The 16,461-nt window shown below is 71.5% G+C and carries 19 protein-coding genes and 1 tRNA gene; 12 read left to right on the top strand and 8 right to left on the bottom strand.

Features of this window, described 5'->3' with window-relative positions; all coding sequences use genetic code 11:
* On the bottom strand, positions 1–1,338 hold the full coding sequence (locus T9R20_RS07815) for a nicotinate phosphoribosyltransferase (protein WP_322411957.1): 1,338 nt from the start codon (positions 1,336–1,338) through the stop codon (positions 1–3).
* A 58-nt stretch (positions 1,339–1,396) separates the two neighbouring features.
* Between T9R20_RS07815 and murI the strand changes: the two genes are divergently transcribed.
* From murI to T9R20_RS07835, 4 genes are all read left to right on the top strand, one after another.
* On the top strand, positions 1,397–2,224 hold the full coding sequence (gene murI, locus T9R20_RS07820) for a glutamate racemase (RefSeq protein WP_322411958.1): 828 nt from the start codon (positions 1,397–1,399) through the stop codon (positions 2,222–2,224).
* An 11-nt stretch (positions 2,225–2,235) separates the two neighbouring features.
* On the top strand, positions 2,236–2,979 hold the full coding sequence (rph, locus tag T9R20_RS07825) for a ribonuclease PH (RefSeq protein ID WP_322411959.1): 744 nt from the start codon (positions 2,236–2,238) through the stop codon (positions 2,977–2,979).
* A gap of 2 nt (positions 2,980–2,981) precedes the next feature.
* Positions 2,982–3,581, top strand: coding sequence for an RdgB/HAM1 family non-canonical purine NTP pyrophosphatase (gene rdgB, locus T9R20_RS07830; protein WP_322411960.1), 600 nt, complete (start codon positions 2,982–2,984; stop codon positions 3,579–3,581).
* Positions 3,582–3,669: 88 nt separating this feature from the next.
* The gene (locus tag T9R20_RS07835) at positions 3,670–4,587 is read left to right on the top strand and encodes a cation diffusion facilitator family transporter (RefSeq protein ID WP_322411961.1); all 918 of its coding nucleotides are present in this window, start codon (positions 3,670–3,672) and stop codon (positions 4,585–4,587) included.
* Here T9R20_RS07835 and T9R20_RS07840 read toward each other — a convergent pair whose 3' ends face one another.
* Complete coding sequence (locus tag T9R20_RS07840; protein ID WP_322411962.1) at positions 4,588–7,110, bottom strand: ATP-dependent DNA ligase; 2,523 nt, start codon at positions 7,108–7,110, stop codon at positions 4,588–4,590.
* Between the two features lie 46 nt (positions 7,111–7,156).
* Here T9R20_RS07840 and T9R20_RS07845 point away from each other — a divergent pair, with 46 nt between their 5' ends.
* Positions 7,157–8,074 carry a Ku protein gene (locus tag T9R20_RS07845; RefSeq protein WP_322411963.1) on the top strand — a complete coding sequence of 306 codons (918 nt, stop codon included), beginning with the start codon at positions 7,157–7,159 and terminating at the stop codon, positions 8,072–8,074.
* Here T9R20_RS07845 and T9R20_RS07850 read toward each other — a convergent pair.
* The 4 genes from T9R20_RS07850 to T9R20_RS07865 form a co-directional block, all read right to left on the bottom strand.
* Positions 8,071–8,670: a carboxymuconolactone decarboxylase family protein gene (locus T9R20_RS07850; RefSeq protein ID WP_322411964.1), complete on the bottom strand. Its 600-nt coding sequence runs from the start codon at positions 8,668–8,670 to the stop codon at positions 8,071–8,073. The genes T9R20_RS07845 and T9R20_RS07850 overlap by 4 nt on opposite strands.
* A 55-nt stretch (positions 8,671–8,725) precedes the next feature.
* On the bottom strand, positions 8,726–9,511 hold the full coding sequence (locus tag T9R20_RS07855; RefSeq protein WP_416182961.1) for a DedA family protein: 786 nt from the start codon (positions 9,509–9,511) through the stop codon (positions 8,726–8,728).
* Between the two features lie 69 nt (positions 9,512–9,580).
* Positions 9,581–9,662: transfer RNA gene (locus T9R20_RS07860), tRNA-Leu, on the bottom strand.
* Between the two features lie 70 nt (positions 9,663–9,732).
* Positions 9,733–10,008: a PLD nuclease N-terminal domain-containing protein gene (locus tag T9R20_RS07865; RefSeq protein ID WP_322411966.1), complete on the bottom strand. Its 276-nt coding sequence runs from the start codon at positions 10,006–10,008 to the stop codon at positions 9,733–9,735.
* 131 nt (positions 10,009–10,139) lie between these two features.
* On the opposite strand from T9R20_RS07865, the gene T9R20_RS07870 reads away from it, so the two are divergent.
* The 7 genes from T9R20_RS07870 (at position 10,140) to T9R20_RS07900 (ending at position 14,678) form a co-directional block, all read left to right on the top strand.
* Positions 10,140–11,297 (top strand): CpaF family protein, encoded by a 1,158-nt coding sequence (locus tag T9R20_RS07870; protein ID WP_322411967.1) that lies wholly within the window; start codon positions 10,140–10,142, stop codon positions 11,295–11,297.
* Complete coding sequence (locus T9R20_RS07875) at positions 11,294–12,157, top strand: type II secretion system F family protein (protein WP_322411968.1); 864 nt, start codon at positions 11,294–11,296, stop codon at positions 12,155–12,157. The genes T9R20_RS07870 and T9R20_RS07875 overlap by 4 nt, the downstream gene beginning before the upstream one ends.
* Complete coding sequence (locus T9R20_RS07880; RefSeq protein ID WP_322411969.1) at positions 12,154–13,086, top strand: type II secretion system F family protein; 933 nt, start codon at positions 12,154–12,156, stop codon at positions 13,084–13,086. The genes T9R20_RS07875 and T9R20_RS07880 overlap by 4 nt, the downstream gene beginning before the upstream one ends.
* Positions 13,087–13,159: 73 nt before the next feature.
* On the top strand, positions 13,160–13,360 hold the full coding sequence (locus tag T9R20_RS07885; RefSeq protein WP_322411970.1) for a hypothetical protein: 201 nt from the start codon (positions 13,160–13,162) through the stop codon (positions 13,358–13,360).
* A gap of 1 nt (position 13,361) precedes the next feature.
* Positions 13,362–13,793, top strand: a complete 432-nt coding sequence (locus T9R20_RS07890) for a TadE/TadG family type IV pilus assembly protein (RefSeq protein WP_322411971.1) — start codon at positions 13,362–13,364, stop codon at positions 13,791–13,793.
* Positions 13,768–14,247 carry a TadE family protein gene (locus T9R20_RS07895; protein WP_322411972.1) on the top strand — a complete coding sequence of 160 codons (480 nt, stop codon included), beginning with the start codon at positions 13,768–13,770 and terminating at the stop codon, positions 14,245–14,247. Before T9R20_RS07890 ends, T9R20_RS07895 begins: the two co-directional genes overlap by 26 nt.
* Entirely contained in the window at positions 14,244–14,678 is a 435-nt protein-coding gene (locus T9R20_RS07900) for a pilus assembly protein TadG-related protein (protein ID WP_322411973.1), read from the top strand. Before T9R20_RS07895 ends, T9R20_RS07900 begins: the two co-directional genes overlap by 4 nt.
* A 16-nt stretch (positions 14,679–14,694) precedes the next feature.
* Here T9R20_RS07900 and T9R20_RS07905 read toward each other — a convergent pair whose 3' ends face one another.
* Entirely contained in the window at positions 14,695–15,084 is a 390-nt protein-coding gene (locus tag T9R20_RS07905) for a DUF1304 domain-containing protein (RefSeq protein WP_322411974.1), read from the bottom strand.
* A 31-nt stretch (positions 15,085–15,115) separates the two neighbouring features.
* Positions 15,116–16,447 carry an MFS transporter gene (locus T9R20_RS07910; RefSeq protein ID WP_322411975.1) on the bottom strand — a complete coding sequence of 444 codons (1,332 nt, stop codon included), beginning with the start codon at positions 16,445–16,447 and terminating at the stop codon, positions 15,116–15,118.
* Positions 16,448–16,461: the final 14 nt, after the last annotated feature.

The following is a 16,461-nucleotide window of genomic DNA, read 5'->3' on the forward strand; positions in this document are numbered from 1 at the left end:
TCACTCGACGTCCACGAAGACCGTCGGCAGCGCCGGCTCCGATCGGCTCAGGGCGAGGGCCTTCACCGGCAGTTCCTCACGGATCTCGGCATGGTGCCTCCGAGCGCGGGCGACCCCGTCCGGGCCGAGGGCGGCGGGATCGGTCTCCCCGGCCTCGACGAGCGTCACCTGCAGGGCGCGGGCCTCAGGATGATCCACCGCGGTCGCCATCCGCTCGAATCCGTCGGAGACGGCGATGAGTTCGGATGTCGCGGTGCCGCCCTCCCGCGTGCGGAAGGCCGCCTTCCGCCCCCCACGGGAGGCCTTGTCGGTCGACGCCTTGGCGACGGGCACCCAGCCGCCCGCGGCATCCTGTCGTGCCACCAGCTTGTAGACCATGCCGGCGGTCGGTGACCCCGATCCGGTGACGACCGACGTTCCGACGCCGTAGGAGTCCACCGGTGACGCGGCGAGGGCGGCGATCGCGAACTCGTCGAGGTCGCTGGTGACGGTGATCTTCGTCGCGGTCGCGCCGAGGCGATCCAGCTGCTCCCGGACGGCGGCGGCGACCGTGGGGAGGTCTCCCGAGTCGATGCGCACCCCGCCGAGCCCCGTCCCCGCAACCCGCACTGCGGTCTCCACGCCGGCGGCGATGTCGTACGTGTCCACGAGCAGCGTCGTCCCCACTCCGAGAGCGGCGACCTGGGAGCGGAACGCATCCTCCTCGGTGTCGTGCAGGAGGGTCCACGCGTGTGCGGCCGTGCCCATCGTGGGGACTCCCCACTGGCGGCCCGCTTCGAGGTTGCTGGTCGCGGCGAAACCGGCGATGTAGGCCGCGCGCGCGGCGGCGACGGCGGAGCGCTCCTGCGCCCGCCGCGACCCCATCTCTGCCAGGGGCCGGCCGCCGGCGGCGACGCTCATCCGGGCCGCCGCGGTCGCCACCGCCGAGTCGTGATTCATCACACTCAGCGCGAGCGTCTCCAGCACCACCGCCTCGGCGAAGGTGCCCTCGACCACGAGGATCGGCGAGCCCGGGAAGTAGGCCTCGCCCTCGCGATATCCGTTGATCGTGCCGGTGAATCGGTACTGCTCGAGGAACCGGAGGGTGTCGGCATCGACCACCCGGTGGTCGCGCAGGAACCGCAGCTCCTCCTCGCCGAAGCGATAGTCGGCCAGCAGCTGCAGGAACCGTCCGGTGCCGGCCACGACGCCGAAGCGCCGGGCACCGGGGAGACGTCTGCCGAACAGCTCGAAGACGCATCGTCGCTCGGCGGTGCCGTCGCGCAGAGCCGCATCGAGCATGGTCAGCTCGTAGCGGTCGGTCAGAAGGGCGCTGGACGGCGCGGCGGAAGCGCTCATGGCGGTCACTCTATCGACGGGCGCGAGCCCCGGGCGTCGCGGCGTAGGCTGGATGACCGTGAACGATGCGCCGATCGGAATCTTCGACTCGGGAGTCGGCGGTCTCACCGTCGCCCGTGCCGTCTCGGCGCAGCTGCCGCGCGAATCGATCCTCTACATCGGCGACACGGCGCGCTCGCCCTACGGGCCGAAGCCCATCGCCGACGTGCGCCGCTACGCGCTGGAGATCCTCGACACACTCGTCGAGCAGGGCGTGAAGATGCTCGTCATCGCATGCAACACCGCGTCGGCCGCGATGCTGCGCGATGCCCGCGAGCGCTACGACGTTCCGGTGGTCGAAGTGATCGGGCCCGCGGTCCGCACCGCCATGTCGACCACCCGCAACGGGCGGATCGGCGTCATCGGCACGGACGGGACGATCGGGTCGGGCGCCTATCAGGACATGCTCGAGGTCAACGCCCGGCTCGAGGTCTTCGCCCGGGCCTGCCCCGCCTTCGTCGACTTCGTCGAAGCGGGCGAGACCGACACGCCGCGCGTCCTCGCAACGGCGGAGGAGTACCTCGCCCCGCTCCGCCACGCCGGCGTCGACACCCTCGTCCTCGGCTGCACGCATTACCCGTTCCTCGAGGGCGCGATCAGCTACGTGATGGGGGAGGGCGTGAGCCTCGTCTCCAGCGACACCGAGACCGCCAAGGACGTCTACCGCCAGCTCGTCAGCCGAGACCTGCTCGCGGGCCCCGACGCCGTACCGCGTCATGTCTACGAGGCCACCGGCGCCTCGGCCGACGACTTCGTGCGCCTCGCCCACCGCCTGATGGGCCGCGAGGTGCGGGACGTGCGTCTCGTCCAGACCGGCGCCATCGACCTGCCCGCTCCGCGGGCCTGAAGGAGACCCCCATGTCCGAGATCACCCGTGCCGACGGCCGCAGCCCCGGCGACCTCCGCCCCATCACGATCGAGCGGGGGTGGAGCGCGCAGGCCGAGGGGTCGGCACTGATCTCCTTCGGGGGAACCCGCGTACTGTGCACCGCGTCCTTCACCAACGGCGTACCCCGCTGGCTCACCGGCAAGGGGAAGGGCTGGATCACGGCCGAGTACGCGATGCTGCCGCGCGCGACGAACGATCGCAACGACCGCGAGAGTGTGAAGGGCCGGATCGGCGGACGGACGCACGAGATCTCACGTCTCATCGGTCGTGCGCTGCGGGCCGTCGTCGACACCAAGGCGCTCGGCGAGAACACCATCGTGATCGACTGCGACGTGCTGCAGGCGGACGGCGGCACCCGCACGGCCGCGATCACCGGTGCCTACGTGGCGCTGGCCGACGCGATCGAGTGGGGCCGTGCGAAGAAGTTCATCGCGCAGCGGGCGACCCCCCTGATCGACTCCGTCTCGGCGGTGTCGGTCGGCATCGTCGACGGCGAGCCGCTCCTCGACCTCGCGTACGTCGAGGACGTGCGGGCCGAGACCGACATGAACGTCGTCGTCACCGGCCGCGGGTTCTTCGTCGAGGTGCAGGGTACGGCCGAGGGGGCGCCGTTCGACAAGCGCGAGCTGGACGCGCTGCTCGACCTCGCCGTCGCGGGCTGCGCCGACCTCCGCGACATCCAGACCGCAGCGCTGGCCCCGAACGAGGACTGAGGATGCAGCAGCCGATCGTCCTCGCCACCCACAACGCCCATAAGGTCGCGGAGTTCCAGGCGATCGTCGCCCGGGTTCGTCCCGACCTCGAGGTCGTCGGCTACGACGGGCCCGAGCCCGTCGAGGACGGAGTGACCTTCGCGGCGAACGCGCTCATCAAAGCACGGGCGGCCGCTGCACATACGGGCCTGGCCGCTCTCGCCGACGACTCCGGGATCCGTGTGGACGTGCTCGGCGGCGCGCCGGGGGTGTTCTCGGCCTACTGGGCCGGGCATCGCAAGGACGACGCGGCCAATCGCGCGCTGCTGTTGGATCAGCTGTCGGACCTCCGCGATCCGCACCGCGCGGCCCAGTTCGTCTCGGTGATCGCGCTCGTCGTCCCCGGGAGCGACGAGCGGACGGTCGAGGGCGTCTGGCCGGGCAGGCTCGCCACGGCCGAGCGGGGGACGGGCGGCTTCGGCTACGACCCGATCTTCATCCCCGACGGCCAGCCGCGAGGCGCGGAGCGGACCGTCGGCGAATGGAACGCCGAGGAGAAGAACGCGCAGTCCCATCGGGCCCGGGCGTTCGAGCACCTCGCGCCGCTGCTGACGGCTCTTTGAGCCCGCCGTCCGCGGCCTGAAAAGGACTCTCATTCCCGACAGGCGCGCCCGGCTCACCCCCGCTCTCCTCCCGCCCTAGCCTGGGAGGGTGCACGATCACCCCGAGCCGGCCGGTGGCTGGAGAAGCGCCTCGAGCCGTCGGCTCCTGGCGATCTCGCTGGCGATCACCGCGTCGGTGATGGTGGTCCAGGTGGTCGGGGCGATCCTGTCCGGATCGCTGGCTCTCATCGCCGATGCCGCGCACATGTTCACCGATGCGGCGGGCCTGGTCATCGCCCTTCTCGCCGCGGTCGTGGCGGCCCGCCCCGCCACCGATCGTCGCACCTACGGCTATCAGCGCGCCGAGGTCTTCGGCGCCCTCGCCAACGGTGTGATCCTCATCGTGCTCGCCGCCTGGGTGGGGTTCGAGGCCGTCACGCGGCTGCTGGATTCCGCCGAGGTCGAGGTCGCCGGAGGGGTGATGCTCGTCGTCGCGGTGATCGGGCTCGTCGCGAACGGTGCGGCGATGTGGCTGCTGAGCGTCGCGCAGAGGACGAACCTCAACGTCCGGGGCGCCTACCTCGAGGTGCTCGGCGACCTCCTCGGCTCGATCGCGGTCATCATCGCCGCGATCGTGATCCTCGTGACCGGGTGGGCGCCGGCGGATGCGATCGCATCCCTCGCGATCGCGGCGATGATCGTCCCGCGCGCGGTGGCGCTCCTGCGGGAGGTCGCATCGGTGCTGAGCGAAGCCGCCCCGCGCGGGATGGAGGTGCGCGACATCCGTGCCCACATCCTCGGAACCGCGGGGGTCGTCGACGTCCACGACGTCCACGTGTGGCAGCTCACGAGGGGCGCGCCGGTCTTCAGCGCGCACGTGGTCGTCGCCCCCGAGGTCATCGCCGAGGGACGGTCGGACGCGGTGCTCCGCGACCTGCAGGGCTGCCTCTCCGAGCACTTCGACGTCGCGCACTCGACGTTCCAGGTCGAAGGCGCGGGGCACGTCGAGCACGACGCCCATGCCTGATCAACTCTCCCGGACGACCTCGTCGGGACTCTTGTCGGGCCGGAGCCCGCGCCAGCGCGAGTGACGGAGGATTCCCGTCGGTGTGAACTCGCCGAACTCCACCTCCGCCACCCGTTCGGGACGCACCCACTGCACCCCGCGGGTGTCGGCGGCGGGCACGCCGACGAGAGGGTTCCGATCTATCGCGAGGGGCGTGAGCAGCTCGTGCAGCGTACGCAACTCCCGATCGGTGAAGCCCGTCCCGACTCGTCCCGCGTAGCGCAGGCCCTCGTCATCGGGGATGCCGAGGAGGAGAGAGCCGAAGGTGCCCGCCCGGCCGCCCTGGCCCGGCCGTATTCCCGCGATCACCACCTCCTGCGTGCGGGTCAGCTTGACCTTCAGCCACGCCTCCGACCGCGTGCCCCGCCGGTAGGGCGAGGCGGGGTCTTTCACCACCACGCCTTCCAGCCGCAGGCGCGTGCTCGTCTCCAGGGCGATGCCGACGTCCTCGAACACCGGCGGTGTCACCAGGGCGGGTACGGATGATGCGGCCAGCCGTTCCAGGATCGCCCGCCGCTGCCGGAGCGGGAGGCCCGTGACATCCTTCCCCTCTGCGACGAGCACGTCGAAAAGGTAGTAGTGCACCGGTGTGCGCCCCGCCTCGCGTGCGATGTCGCCCTCGCGGACGAGGTTCATCCGGGTCTGCAGGAGCGGGAAGCTCGGGCGGCCGTGGTCGAGGGCGACGAGCTCGCCGTCGACGATCGCGCGGGCGTCGCCGAGCCCGGCGTCGACGCCGCTGATCTCGGGATAGCGCGCCGTGAGCTCGTTGCCGCTGCGTGCCCACAGGCGCAGGCGCCGGTCCTCCCAGACCCCGATCGCGCGGATGCCGTCCCACTTCGCCTCCGCCCACGCCGGGTCTCCCCAGCGAGCGGCGTCGGAGCGTGCGCGGGCGGGTGTGGCAGAGGTCGAGAGCATGGGTGCCAGGTCGCGGGCTCGAGGCGGCCACGGCGCTTCGGGAGTCGCGGCGAGGTCATCGGCGACCCGCGTCGAGCCGGACGGCGGCGGGGGATCGCTCGGGTCCGCGCGCGATGCCGGAGGCGTGGCCGTGACCGGTTCGGCCTCGCCCTGCGGCCTCCCCGCGGCATCCGTCTTCATGCGGTGGAGCAGCCAACTGGACTTCTCTCCCTCGCCGCCGGTGCGGATGAGGGCCAGCCGCACCCGGCCGAGGGGGCCGCCGGGGCGGCCCTCGGCGGTGAAGATGACCTCGTCGTCGCGCCACTTCTCGGGTTCATAGTGGCCGGCGTCCCAGATCGTCATCGTCCCGGCTCCGTACTGGCCGGCGGGAATGGTCCCCGCGAAGGTCGCGTACTCCATGGGGTGGTCCTCGGTCATCACGGCGAGGGTGTTGCGGGCGGTGGAGTGGGGGATGCCTCGGGGCACCGCCCAGCTGACGAGCACCCCGTCGTGCTCGAGGCGGAGGTCCCAGTGCAGGCGCGAGGCGTGGTGCTCCTGGATGACGAAGATCGGCCACTCGCCGGACGGCGACGACTCGGCGTCCGGCGCCGTCGGCACCGGCTCGGGCGTGGCGCCGGCGGTGCGCTTGGCGATGTAGGCGTGAAGCGGCGCGCGGGCTCTGTCTGACGAGCTCGGGCCGGTGCGGCGATCCAGCGCGGCCAGCGGATCGCCGATCTCGTCGACCCGGTCGAGGACCTCGTCGAATCGGATGTGGCGCAGCTTCGGGTCATCCAGTTCCGCCCACGTGCGCGGCGTCGCGACCGTGGGCTGTGCCCGGCCGCGCAGGGAGTAGGGGGCGATGGTGGTCTTCGAGCCGTTGTTCTGGCTCCAGTCGATGAGCACGCGTCCGTCGCGAATCGCCTTCTTCATGCTGCTCACCACGAGGTCGGGGTGGTCGGCCTCGATCGACCGGGCGAGCTCGTGCGCCAGGCGCGATGCGCGGTCGCTGGTCTGACCGGGCGGGAGGGCGCAGTACAGCTGCAGGCCCTTGCTGCCGCTCGTCACGGGATGGGGATCCAGGCCCATCGGGGTGAGGATGTCGCGAGCCCACCGGGCCACCTCGGCGCACTCGGCGAGACCGACCCCCAGCCCGGGGTCGAGATCGAGCACCAGCCGGTCGGCGTCGCCGCGTTCGCCCTCGGCGGTGAACCGCCACTGCGGGACGTGCAGCTCGAGGCTCGCCACCTGCGCGAGGTAGACGAGGGTCGGGAGGTCCTCGACGAGCGGATAGTCCTTGGTGCCGCTCGAGTGGGGGATCGGCCTCCGCGGCACCCAGTCGGGCGCCCCCGGCTCGAGATGCTTGGCGAAGAACGACATCTCCGGGTGCTCGGCGGTTCCCACGCCCTCCGGCCAGCGCTTCCGGGTCACGGGCCTGCCGGCGACGTGAGGGAGGAGGACGGGGGCGATCCGGGAATAGTAGGCGATCACCTCGCCCTTGGTGGTGCCCGTCTCGGGGTAGAGCACCTTCTCGAGGTTGGTCAGGCGCAGCCGACGACCGCCGATGCGGACCAGTTGCTCATCGCCGGGCATGTGGCAAGGGTAGCCGTGGGCGGTGTGACAGGTGTTCACTGGTGTGATGAGGTCGATCTGGAAGGGCGCGCTGACGTTCGGGCTGGTCAACGTGCCGGTCAAGGTGTACTCCGCTACCGAGGACCACGACGTGTCGCTCCATCAGGTCCACAGCAAGGACGGCGGCCGCATCCGCTATCAGCGCGTGTGCGAGATCGACGGAGAGGTCGTCCCCTACAGCGACATCGACCGCGCCTACGACGACGGCCAGCAGACCGTCGTCCTCACGAAGGACGACTTCGACGCGCTGCCCGCGGAGAAGAGCCGTGAGATCGACGTGGTCGAGTTCGTGCCGAGCGACCAGGTGGATCCGCTGCTGTTCGACAAGGCCTATTACCTCGAGCCCGACTCGGCGTCACCCAAGGCGTACGTGCTCCTGCGCCGAACGCTGGAGCAGACCGACCGCACCGCGATCGTGCGGTTCTCGCTCCGTCAGAAGACGCGGCTGGCGGCGCTGCGGGTTCGCGGCGACGTGCTCGTTCTCCAGACGCTTCTGTGGGCGGACGAGGTGCGCGAGGCGGCGTTCCCATCGCTGGAGGAGAACGTCAAGATCTCGGGCAAGGAGCTCGAGCTCTCGGCGGCCCTTGTCGACAGCTTCGCCAGCGACTTCGATCCCGCCGAGTTCACCGACGACTACCAGGAAGAGCTCCGCACCCTCATCAAGGCCAAGATCGAGCAGGGCGACGCCATCGACACGGCCGAGACCTTCGGCGCCGATGACGACGAGGGCGACGGCGGCGGCGAGGTCATCGACCTCATGGAGGCGCTCCGCGCCAGCGTCGAGCGCTCGCGGGAGGCGCGGTCGGGGAAGAAGGACGACGCCTCCTCGGGCGGCTCGCGCGGTTCGCGCGACTCGTCATCGGATGCCTCGGGCGGGGCGGCGAAGAAGAAGGCGCCTCGCAAGAAGACCGCGAAGGCGTCCTAGCGTCGCGCGCCGTCACGCTCCTGGGTGCGCATCCCCTCGAGCAGTGCATCGCGGAGCGACGAGGGAAGGGTGGGCGGGATGTCGGGCTCGACGCCGAGGGCGTGCAGCGACCGGCTGTAGAAGTTTCGCGCCGCGGCGGCGAAGGCGATGTCGACGATCTCGCGGTCGCTGAAACCGTGTCGCTGCAACTCAGCGGCATCCTCCTTGGTCATGGACGCCGAATCCCCGCTCAGTCTCTCGGCGAACGCCATCATCGCGACCTCGTCGGGGGCGAGCCCCGCCGCGCGGTAGTCGCGGGCGATGCGTTCGAGCTCGTCCGCCTCGATGTAGCCGAGCGCCTTCACGCCGTGATGGGCGCGGCAGGAGGTCGAGCCGAGGGCACCGGCCGCCGCCAGCGTGACCAGCTCGTACCGACGCATCCCGAGGCTGGGAACGACCGCCCGGATGAGCTGCTCGAATGCGGCGACGGCCTCGGGGTTGAGAGCGGTGACCCTGGTGTGGGTCGTCACGTAGCCGAGACTCTCACGATCCTCGGCGTACAGCGTGGCGGCGGCGCCTTCGACCTCGGCATCTGTAGGCGTGCGGATGACGGACATGCGCAGAGGGTACGCCCGGCGCCCGGATCGGGGAAGAGCAGGTCGTCGGGGACGCTCAGGGCTCGGGGGTCGTCTCCGGGCGGTGCTCGGGGCCCCGCTGGAAGACATCGGGGTCGAGCACGAGCTGTCGGGCTTCGACGGCGTCCGTGTCGGTGTCGGCGCCCGCCGCCGCGGCCTTCTTGGCCTTGCGACGCTCGGACAGGTAGTGCCAGACGATGAAGATCACCGTGCCACCGACCGCCGCCAGCAGGATGACGTCGATGTAGTCGGTCACGAACTGGCCGACGCCCGGGATGAAGCCGATGCCGTAGCCGATCATCGTCAGACCGAAGCCCCAGATGACCGCGCCGATGAAGTTGTACAGCGTGTAGCGGTGCCACGGCATGTGTCCGACGCCGGCGGCGACGGGCGCGAACGTGCGGACGATCGGCACGAAGCGGGCCAGGATGATGGTGAGCCCGCCCCACCGCTCGAAGAACGCGTTCGTGCGCTCCACGTTCCGGCGGCTGAAGATGCCGGACTCCTTCCGTTCGAACACCGCGGGACCGCCCTTGTGTCCGATGAGATAGCCCACCTCACCGCCGACGAAGGCCGACAGGCCGATCAGCAGCGCCACCCACCACGCACTGATGCCGAAGACGCCGTTGGGCGCCACCTCGGAGGGGTGGGAGAGCAGGCCCGCCATGATCAGCAGGGTGTCGCCGGGCAGCAGGAATCCCACGAGCAGGCCGGTCTCGGCGAAGACGATGAAGCAGACCACGGCGAGGGCCCAGGGCCCGGCCGCCGCGATGATCGCGGCGGGATCGAGCCAGGGGATGAGAGCGGTGGGAACGGTGTACACGAGAGTCCCGTCGGGTCGTCGGCGGCGGCAAGGGCGCGGCATCTCCTCGGTGAACGGAGAAGATGTGCGTGCGGAAGGTGGGACTTGAACCCACACGCCCGGAGGCACAGGAACCTAAATCCTGCGTGTCTGCCAGTTTCACCACTCCCGCGGGTGGCTTCAGTCTAGGCGAGCGGTTCCCGCACGAGCATGGGGATAACCCGAGAGCTCCGGGCGTCCGATCAGCGCTTGATGCCGAAGAGGAAGTAGGCTGCGGGCCCGATCCAATTCACCAGGATGACGGGGATCCACAGGGGCTTCGGCCCGGTCACCTGACGGCTGTCGCGGTGGGCGAGGTCCCAGAACGCCAGGAACGCGAACGCGGCCTGGACGATGCCGGCGAGTCCGAGGGCGGCCCGCGCCGCGGGCGCCGCGGCGACGGCGGTCTTGGCGGCCTTCACCGCGGGGGAATCCTTCAGAGAGCCCGTGGTGGTCCTGTTGTCGGCCGCGTGCGTCATGGTCGTCCTCTCGGCGATGGTCGCTGAGGACATCCTGCCGCGTCGCGGTGATTCGCGCACCCGTCTTCCGCCCGAGACGCGGCTGTGGATAACATCCGGGCCGGTCTCCGGCGCTTTGCGAGGATGCTCCGGTGACTTCCGCCGTGCTCACCGACGCAGCGCCGACCAGCGCGGTCGCCGCCCGCGTGCGCGACCGGCTGCGCGCGCAGAGTGCGGATCCGACGAAGGATCCGGATGCCGCTGCGCGGATCGCCGCCGACGAGGTCCGCCGTCACAACGACTACGCACTCGCCCGGGGGCTCGCCACCATCGACGACGAGTCCGGCGCCGTGCGCGCCGTCGTCGCCCAGGTCACCGGCTACGGCCCGCTGCAGAGCTACCTCGACGACCCCGGGGTCGAGGAGCTCTGGATCAATGCGCCGGATCGTGTATTCGTGGCGCGGGGCGGAGTATCCGAACGGGTACCCCTCCAGCTCACCGACACGGCCGTTCGCGATCTGGTGGAACGGATGCTGCACGCGACCGGGCGCCGCGTGGACCTCAGCCAGCCGTTCGTGGACGCCTCTCTGCCCGACGGCAGCCGTCTTCACGTGGTCATCCCCGAGATCACCCGACGGCACTGGGCCGTCAACATCCGGAAGTTCCTTCCGGCGTACCGCGATCTCGACGCGCTCGTCGAGGTGGGTTCCCTCGCGCCGCGCGCGGCGGATCTGCTCCGGCGAGCGATGAGCGAGGGCCGAAGCGTCCTGGTGTCGGGAGCGACCCACGCCGGCAAGACGACGCTGCTCGCCGCGCTCGTCGCCGCGAGTCCTCGGGCCCATCGCATCGTGACGGTGGAGGAGACTTTCGAGCTGGCGGTGACGGCTCCGGATCTCGTGGCGATGCAGGGCCGGCAGCCGAGCCTGGAGGGTACCGGCGAGGTGAGTCTGCGCCGGCTCGTCAAAGAGGCCCTGCGGATGCGGCCCGACCGCATCGTCGTCGGTGAGGTGCGTGATGCGGAGGCACTGGATCTGCTCCTGGCGCTCAACACCGGCGTGCCGGGAGCGGCGACCATCCACGCGAACTCCGCGCGGGAGGCGCTGGTGAAGCTCTCGACGCTGCCGCTGCTCGCGGGGCGGAACATCGATGCCGGCTTCGTCGTGCCGGCGGTCGCTCAGGGGGTCGACCTCGTCGTCCACTGCGAGCGAGCGGTCGACGGACGCCGCCGCGTCGGAGAGATCGTCGAGCCCACCGGCGTCCAGGGTGGTGCGATCGCGTCGCGCGTCCTCTACCGGGCGGGGGAGCGATGACGTTCCTCTGGGGTGGGATGCTCGCCGCCGGGATCCTGCTGACGCTGTCGCCCTGGCTGTGGCCCACGACCGGAGGGCGTCGGGCGGTCTCCGCACGTGTCGACGGTCGGACTGCTCAGCTCCTCCGCGAAGCGGGATTGGCCCGCGTGACGCCGTTCGCGCTCGCGGTGGTCTCGGTGCTCGTCGCGGCCGTCGTCGCGGCATCCGCCTTCCTCATCACGACGGTCCTGCCGCTCGCGCTGGTGGCGTTCGCCGGAGCCGGCCTCGCACCCCTGTGGTGGGTCCGTGCGCGGCGCGACCGGATGAGGAAGACCCGCCGGTCGCTGTGGCCCGATGTCTGCGACCTTCTCGTCGCCTCGGTTCGGGCCGGGATGTCGCTCCCTGACGCCGTCGCGAGTCTGGGCGAGTCGGCACCCCTTCCCCTTCGCCCGAACTTCCGGCGTTTCGCCCGCGATCTCGCGGCGTCGGGGCACTTCGACTCCGCCATCGTCGCTCTGAAGCACGACCTCGCCGATCCGGTCGCCGATCGGGTGATCGAGACGCTCCGCATGGCGCGTCAGGTGGGCGGCACCGAGCTGACCACGGTGCTTCGGGCGCTCTCCGCCTCGGTCCGCTCCGACGCGGCGATCCGCGCCGAAGTCGACGCGCGGCAGTCGTGGATCCGTGGGGCGGCGGTCCTCGGTGCGGCCGCCCCGTGGGTGATCCTCTCGCTCCTTTCGCTCCGACCCGAGGGCGCCGCGGCCTACGCCAGCGCAGAGGGTGTCGTCCTGATCGTCGGTGGCGCCGTGGTGTCCGTGGTCGCCTTCCGGATCATGCTGCGCATCGGCCGTCTCCCGGACGCGCGGAGGTGGGCACGATGAACCCCCTCACCCTCACCGATGCGTCGCTCGCGATCGTGCTGGGCGTGGCCCTCGGAGCGGGCCTGCTGCTTCTCCTCTCCCTCGCTCCGCGTTGGCGATCGGCCTCCCTCAGCCAGCGCATCGCCCCCTACATCCGAGACGTCACCGACCCGATCGGCGCGACCCCCGTCACGGCGGGCTTCGGAGACGATCTCGCGGCGATCTGGCGACGAACGCAGGAGGCGGTCGCCCGGCGTCTCGCCGGCTCGGCCTCGATCGAGCGGCGTCTGCGCCAGGCGGCGTGGACCACGGACAGCGCCGCGTTCCGTGGTCGTCAGCTCGGGCTGGCCCTCGCCGGACTCGCCGTCGGCGGCCTGGTCGTCGTGGCGCTCGTGCTCACCGGCCGGGGGTCGCCGGCGACGGCCTTCCTCCCACCCCTGTTCGCGGCGGCGGGAGCGATCATGTGCGACCTGCAGCTGTCCCGCGCCGCTCGGGCGCGCCGGGCACGCATCGAAGAGGAACTGCCGACCGTGCTGGAGTTCCTCGCACTGTGCCTGTCGGCCGGGGAAGGCATCCTCGACGCGCTGCGGCGGGTGGGCGACCTTCCGGGCGGCGAGGTGACCGGCGAGCTGCGCGGCGCCGTCGTCGCGGTCGGCACCGGCTCCTCGCTCTCGGATGCCCTGGCCGAGCTGGGTTCCCGGGTGGATTCCCCCGCCCTGTCACGGGCGGTCGATCACCTCGTGGCGGCCATCGACCGGGGTGCGCCGCTGGCCCAGGTGCTGCACGCCCAGGCGCTCGACGCGCGCGAGGATGCCAAGCGGGCCCTGATCGAGCGCGCGGGACGCAACGAGATCGCCATGCTCGTGCCGCTCGTGTTCCTGATCCTGCCGCTGAGCGTCCTGTTCGCGGTCTTCCCCGGGATATTGCTGCTGCGGTTGGGAGTCGGATGACCTCGACCTCGGCCCGACGTCCGGAACAACCGGCACAACCGTGGGCGCAGACCCCCGACGAAAGGAGAACGGCATGCGCGAGCTCGTGAGCCGACACTGGATCAGCGCGCGGACCGCGTTCGGAGATTTGATCGACGACGATCGCGGCGACGTACCCGGCTGGGTGCTCATCACCCTCATGACCGCCGGGCTCGTCGTGGTGATCTGGGCCCTCGCCGGACCGGCGCTGGCCGGACTGTTCGAGCAGGCCATCGAGCGGGTCTCGGGCTTCTGAGATGCCGGCGACGGCGCGCGGCATCCGTGGTCTGATCAGGTCGTTGACAGCGGATGCTGCGGACGAGCGCGGCTCGGCGCCCGTGGAGTTCGTGCTGGTCGCAGTGATGCTGACCGCCCTCACGCTCGGGGTCCTCCAGCTCGGACTCGGCATCTACGTCCGGAACGTCGTCCACGACGCCGCCGTCGAGGGCGCCTATCACGCGGCGCTGGCGGACACGACGCTGCGCGACGGTGCCGATCGCACCTCCCAGATCGTCGCCCGCACCGTCGGTGCTGCCTACGCCGGAGACGTGTCCGTCGCCGAGACCACCGCCCTCGGCTACCCGGCGGTGGAGGTCAGCGTTCAGGCGCCCCTGCCGGTGATCGGGCTCATCGGTCTGCCGGGCCTGCTGGAGGTGAGTGCCCATGCGCCCGTGGAGTCGTTCGACTGAGCGGACGACCGCCGCCGACGATCCGGATGACCGCGGTTCGGCCGCGCTCGAGTTCATCGTCGTGGGGCTCCTCCTCCTCGTTCCGCTCGTCTACGTCGTCGTCTCGCTGGGGCTCATCCAGGGCCAGGCCCTCGGAGCCGAAGCCGGAGCCCGTCACGTCGCACGGGCCGTCGCCGGCGCGAGCGATGCCGCGGACGCCGACCGGCGCGCCGAGGCCGTGATCGCCTCGATCACGGAGGAGTACGGCCTCGACCCCGACCGCATCGACCTCTCGCTCGCGTGCGCTCCGGCGGGCGCCGCATGTCCGCGAGCGGGCGCGACCCTGCTCGTGCGGGTCCGCAGCACCGTCTCGCTGCCCCTCGTGCCGCCCGTGTTCGGTCTCGACCGGATCGCGGCCGTCCCGGTCGAGGCGACGGCGGCCGAGCGCGTGTCGCGCTTCTGGGAGGGCGGATGACGCGCCGCGCACGGCCCGCCGCTGCACGGTCCGACGAGACCGGCAGCGTCCTGCTCCTCACGCTCGGCTACGCGATCCTCACCCTCGTGGTGGTCTTCGTCTGTGTCGACGCGACGAGTCTTTACCTCGCTCAGAAGCGGGTCGACGCGGCGGCCGACGCCGCCGCCCTGGCGGGTGCGGACGGGTTCGAACTCGTCGTCGACGGCGGTGAGCCGCGCGCCGTTCTCACCGACGACGACGTCGCCGAGCTCGCCGCGGCGCTCGTCGATCAGTGGGGCGGTGATCTGCGGATCATCGCGGCGGGCACGCCGGACGGCACGTCGGCGCGGGTGACGGTGGCGGGCACCTGGCGACCGCCCATCGCCACGGCCTTCGTCCCGGAGGGCGTGCCGCTCGAGGCGACGGCGACCAGCCGCACTGCGCTGCGGTGACGCCCTGAGAGGGAAGTCAGGCGGTCAGACCGATCGCGAGCGAGATGATCGCGATCAGAGGCGGCACCGCCTGGATGGCGGCCGGCCGCAGCATCCGCCGGTTGGACAGGACGAGCACGAGGCCCGCGGCGACCATCGACCCGGTGCCGACGAACACCAGCGTCGCACCGACGACCGTGGCGCCGACGGCGACGAGCACGATGCCCACAAGCGCCGAGACGGCCAGGAACAGGTTGTAGAAGCCCTGGTTGAACGCCATCGCCCGCGTCGCCTGCGCCTCCTCGAGGCTGCGGATGCCGAAGGTCCGGCGGGTGCGGGCGCTCGTCCAGGTCACCGACTCCAGCACGAAGATGTAGACGTGGATCACCGCAGCGATGGCTGCGAAGACGAGTCCTGCGACGACCATGCTCCTGAGACTACGCCCGGGGCGCCGCGGATCACGGGCGCGGCACGAACCGCGGAACCCACCGGGCGAACGCTCCCGCGCCGACGAATCCGACGACGCCGATCACGGCGGCGGCGACCGACAGGGATGCCGCCGCCGCGATCGCCGACACCGCCAGCGGCGCCAGGGCGCCCCCGGCGTCGGTCAGCGTGCGCCACGAGCCGAGGAACGGCGCGGGGTCCTCGGGCGGGGCCGCGTCGGCGCCGAGGGTGAGGAGGATGCCGCTGGAGAGACCGTTGCCGACCCCCAGCACGGCGCCGAACATCGCGAACCACATGTCCGCCGACGCGAGGTCGTGCGTGAACGCCAGGGCGAGGAAGCCTGCCCCCATGAGGATCATCGCGGGAAGCGCCGCCCACAGCCGGCCGAACCGGTCCATCACCTGGCCGCTGGCGTAGAAGAGGGCGAAGTCGATGGCGCCCGACACCCCGACCACGAGCGCGATGGTCTGCGCGTCCAGGCCGATCGAGACTCCCCACAGCGGCAGGACGACCTGTCGCGCCGATCGGACGGCGGAGAGGGATGCCGCGGCGACGCCGAGCCGCGACAGCACGGCCCGATGACGCCACATCGTGCGGAAGACCCCCTCCCGCCGTCGTGCCCGTCCGAGAACGGGTACGGATCCCGTCGTCACCGGCTCGCCGGTGTCGGACTCGCCGGGTCGGGTGTCGCCGGCGCGGGCGGCCGACGCGGCGGCATCCGTTCGAGCCTCGTCCATCCGCAGTGCTCGCTCGGGATCGGGGCCGAGGAGCACCAGGGCGATGACGGCGGCGAGGCAGACGCCGAAGAACCAGATGCTCGCCGCCTCTCCGCCGAAGAGGGCGATGAGGGCGGCGGAGACGAAGGGACCCACGAACATCCCGAGACGGAACGTGCCCCCCAGCAGCGACAGCGCCCGCGCGCGGAACGACAGCGGCACCCGGGTGGTCATGAACGAGTGCCGGGCCAGGCCGAAGGCCGCCGCGCAGAACCCGATGACGAACACCGAGGCGGCGAACACCCCGAGCCCCGGGGCGACGACCATGCCCACGACCCCGAGGAGGGCCAGCACTCCGGCGATCGCCATGGTGAACCGTTCGCCGATGCGTGCGACGGCGTACCCCGCGGGGATGTTGCCGCAGAGCTGGCCGACGACGAGGGCCGAGCCCACGAGTGCCGCCGTGGCGACGTCGGCGCCCAGCCGCGCCGCGATGACGGGGATGAGCGGCAGGATGGCGCCCTCGCCGAGGGCGAACAGCAGCGTCGGGCCGTAGATCATCGGCGCGAAGCGGCCGAGCACTGCCGCCGCGCCGGGGGAGCGGGGCGGGAGATCTGACACGATCATCCACGTTAGTCTGG

Origin of the sequence: Microbacterium invictum (assembly GCF_034421375.1) — a bacterium.
In the GTDB taxonomy this organism is placed as follows: Bacteria; Actinomycetota; Actinomycetes; order Actinomycetales; family Microbacteriaceae; genus Microbacterium; species Microbacterium invictum_A.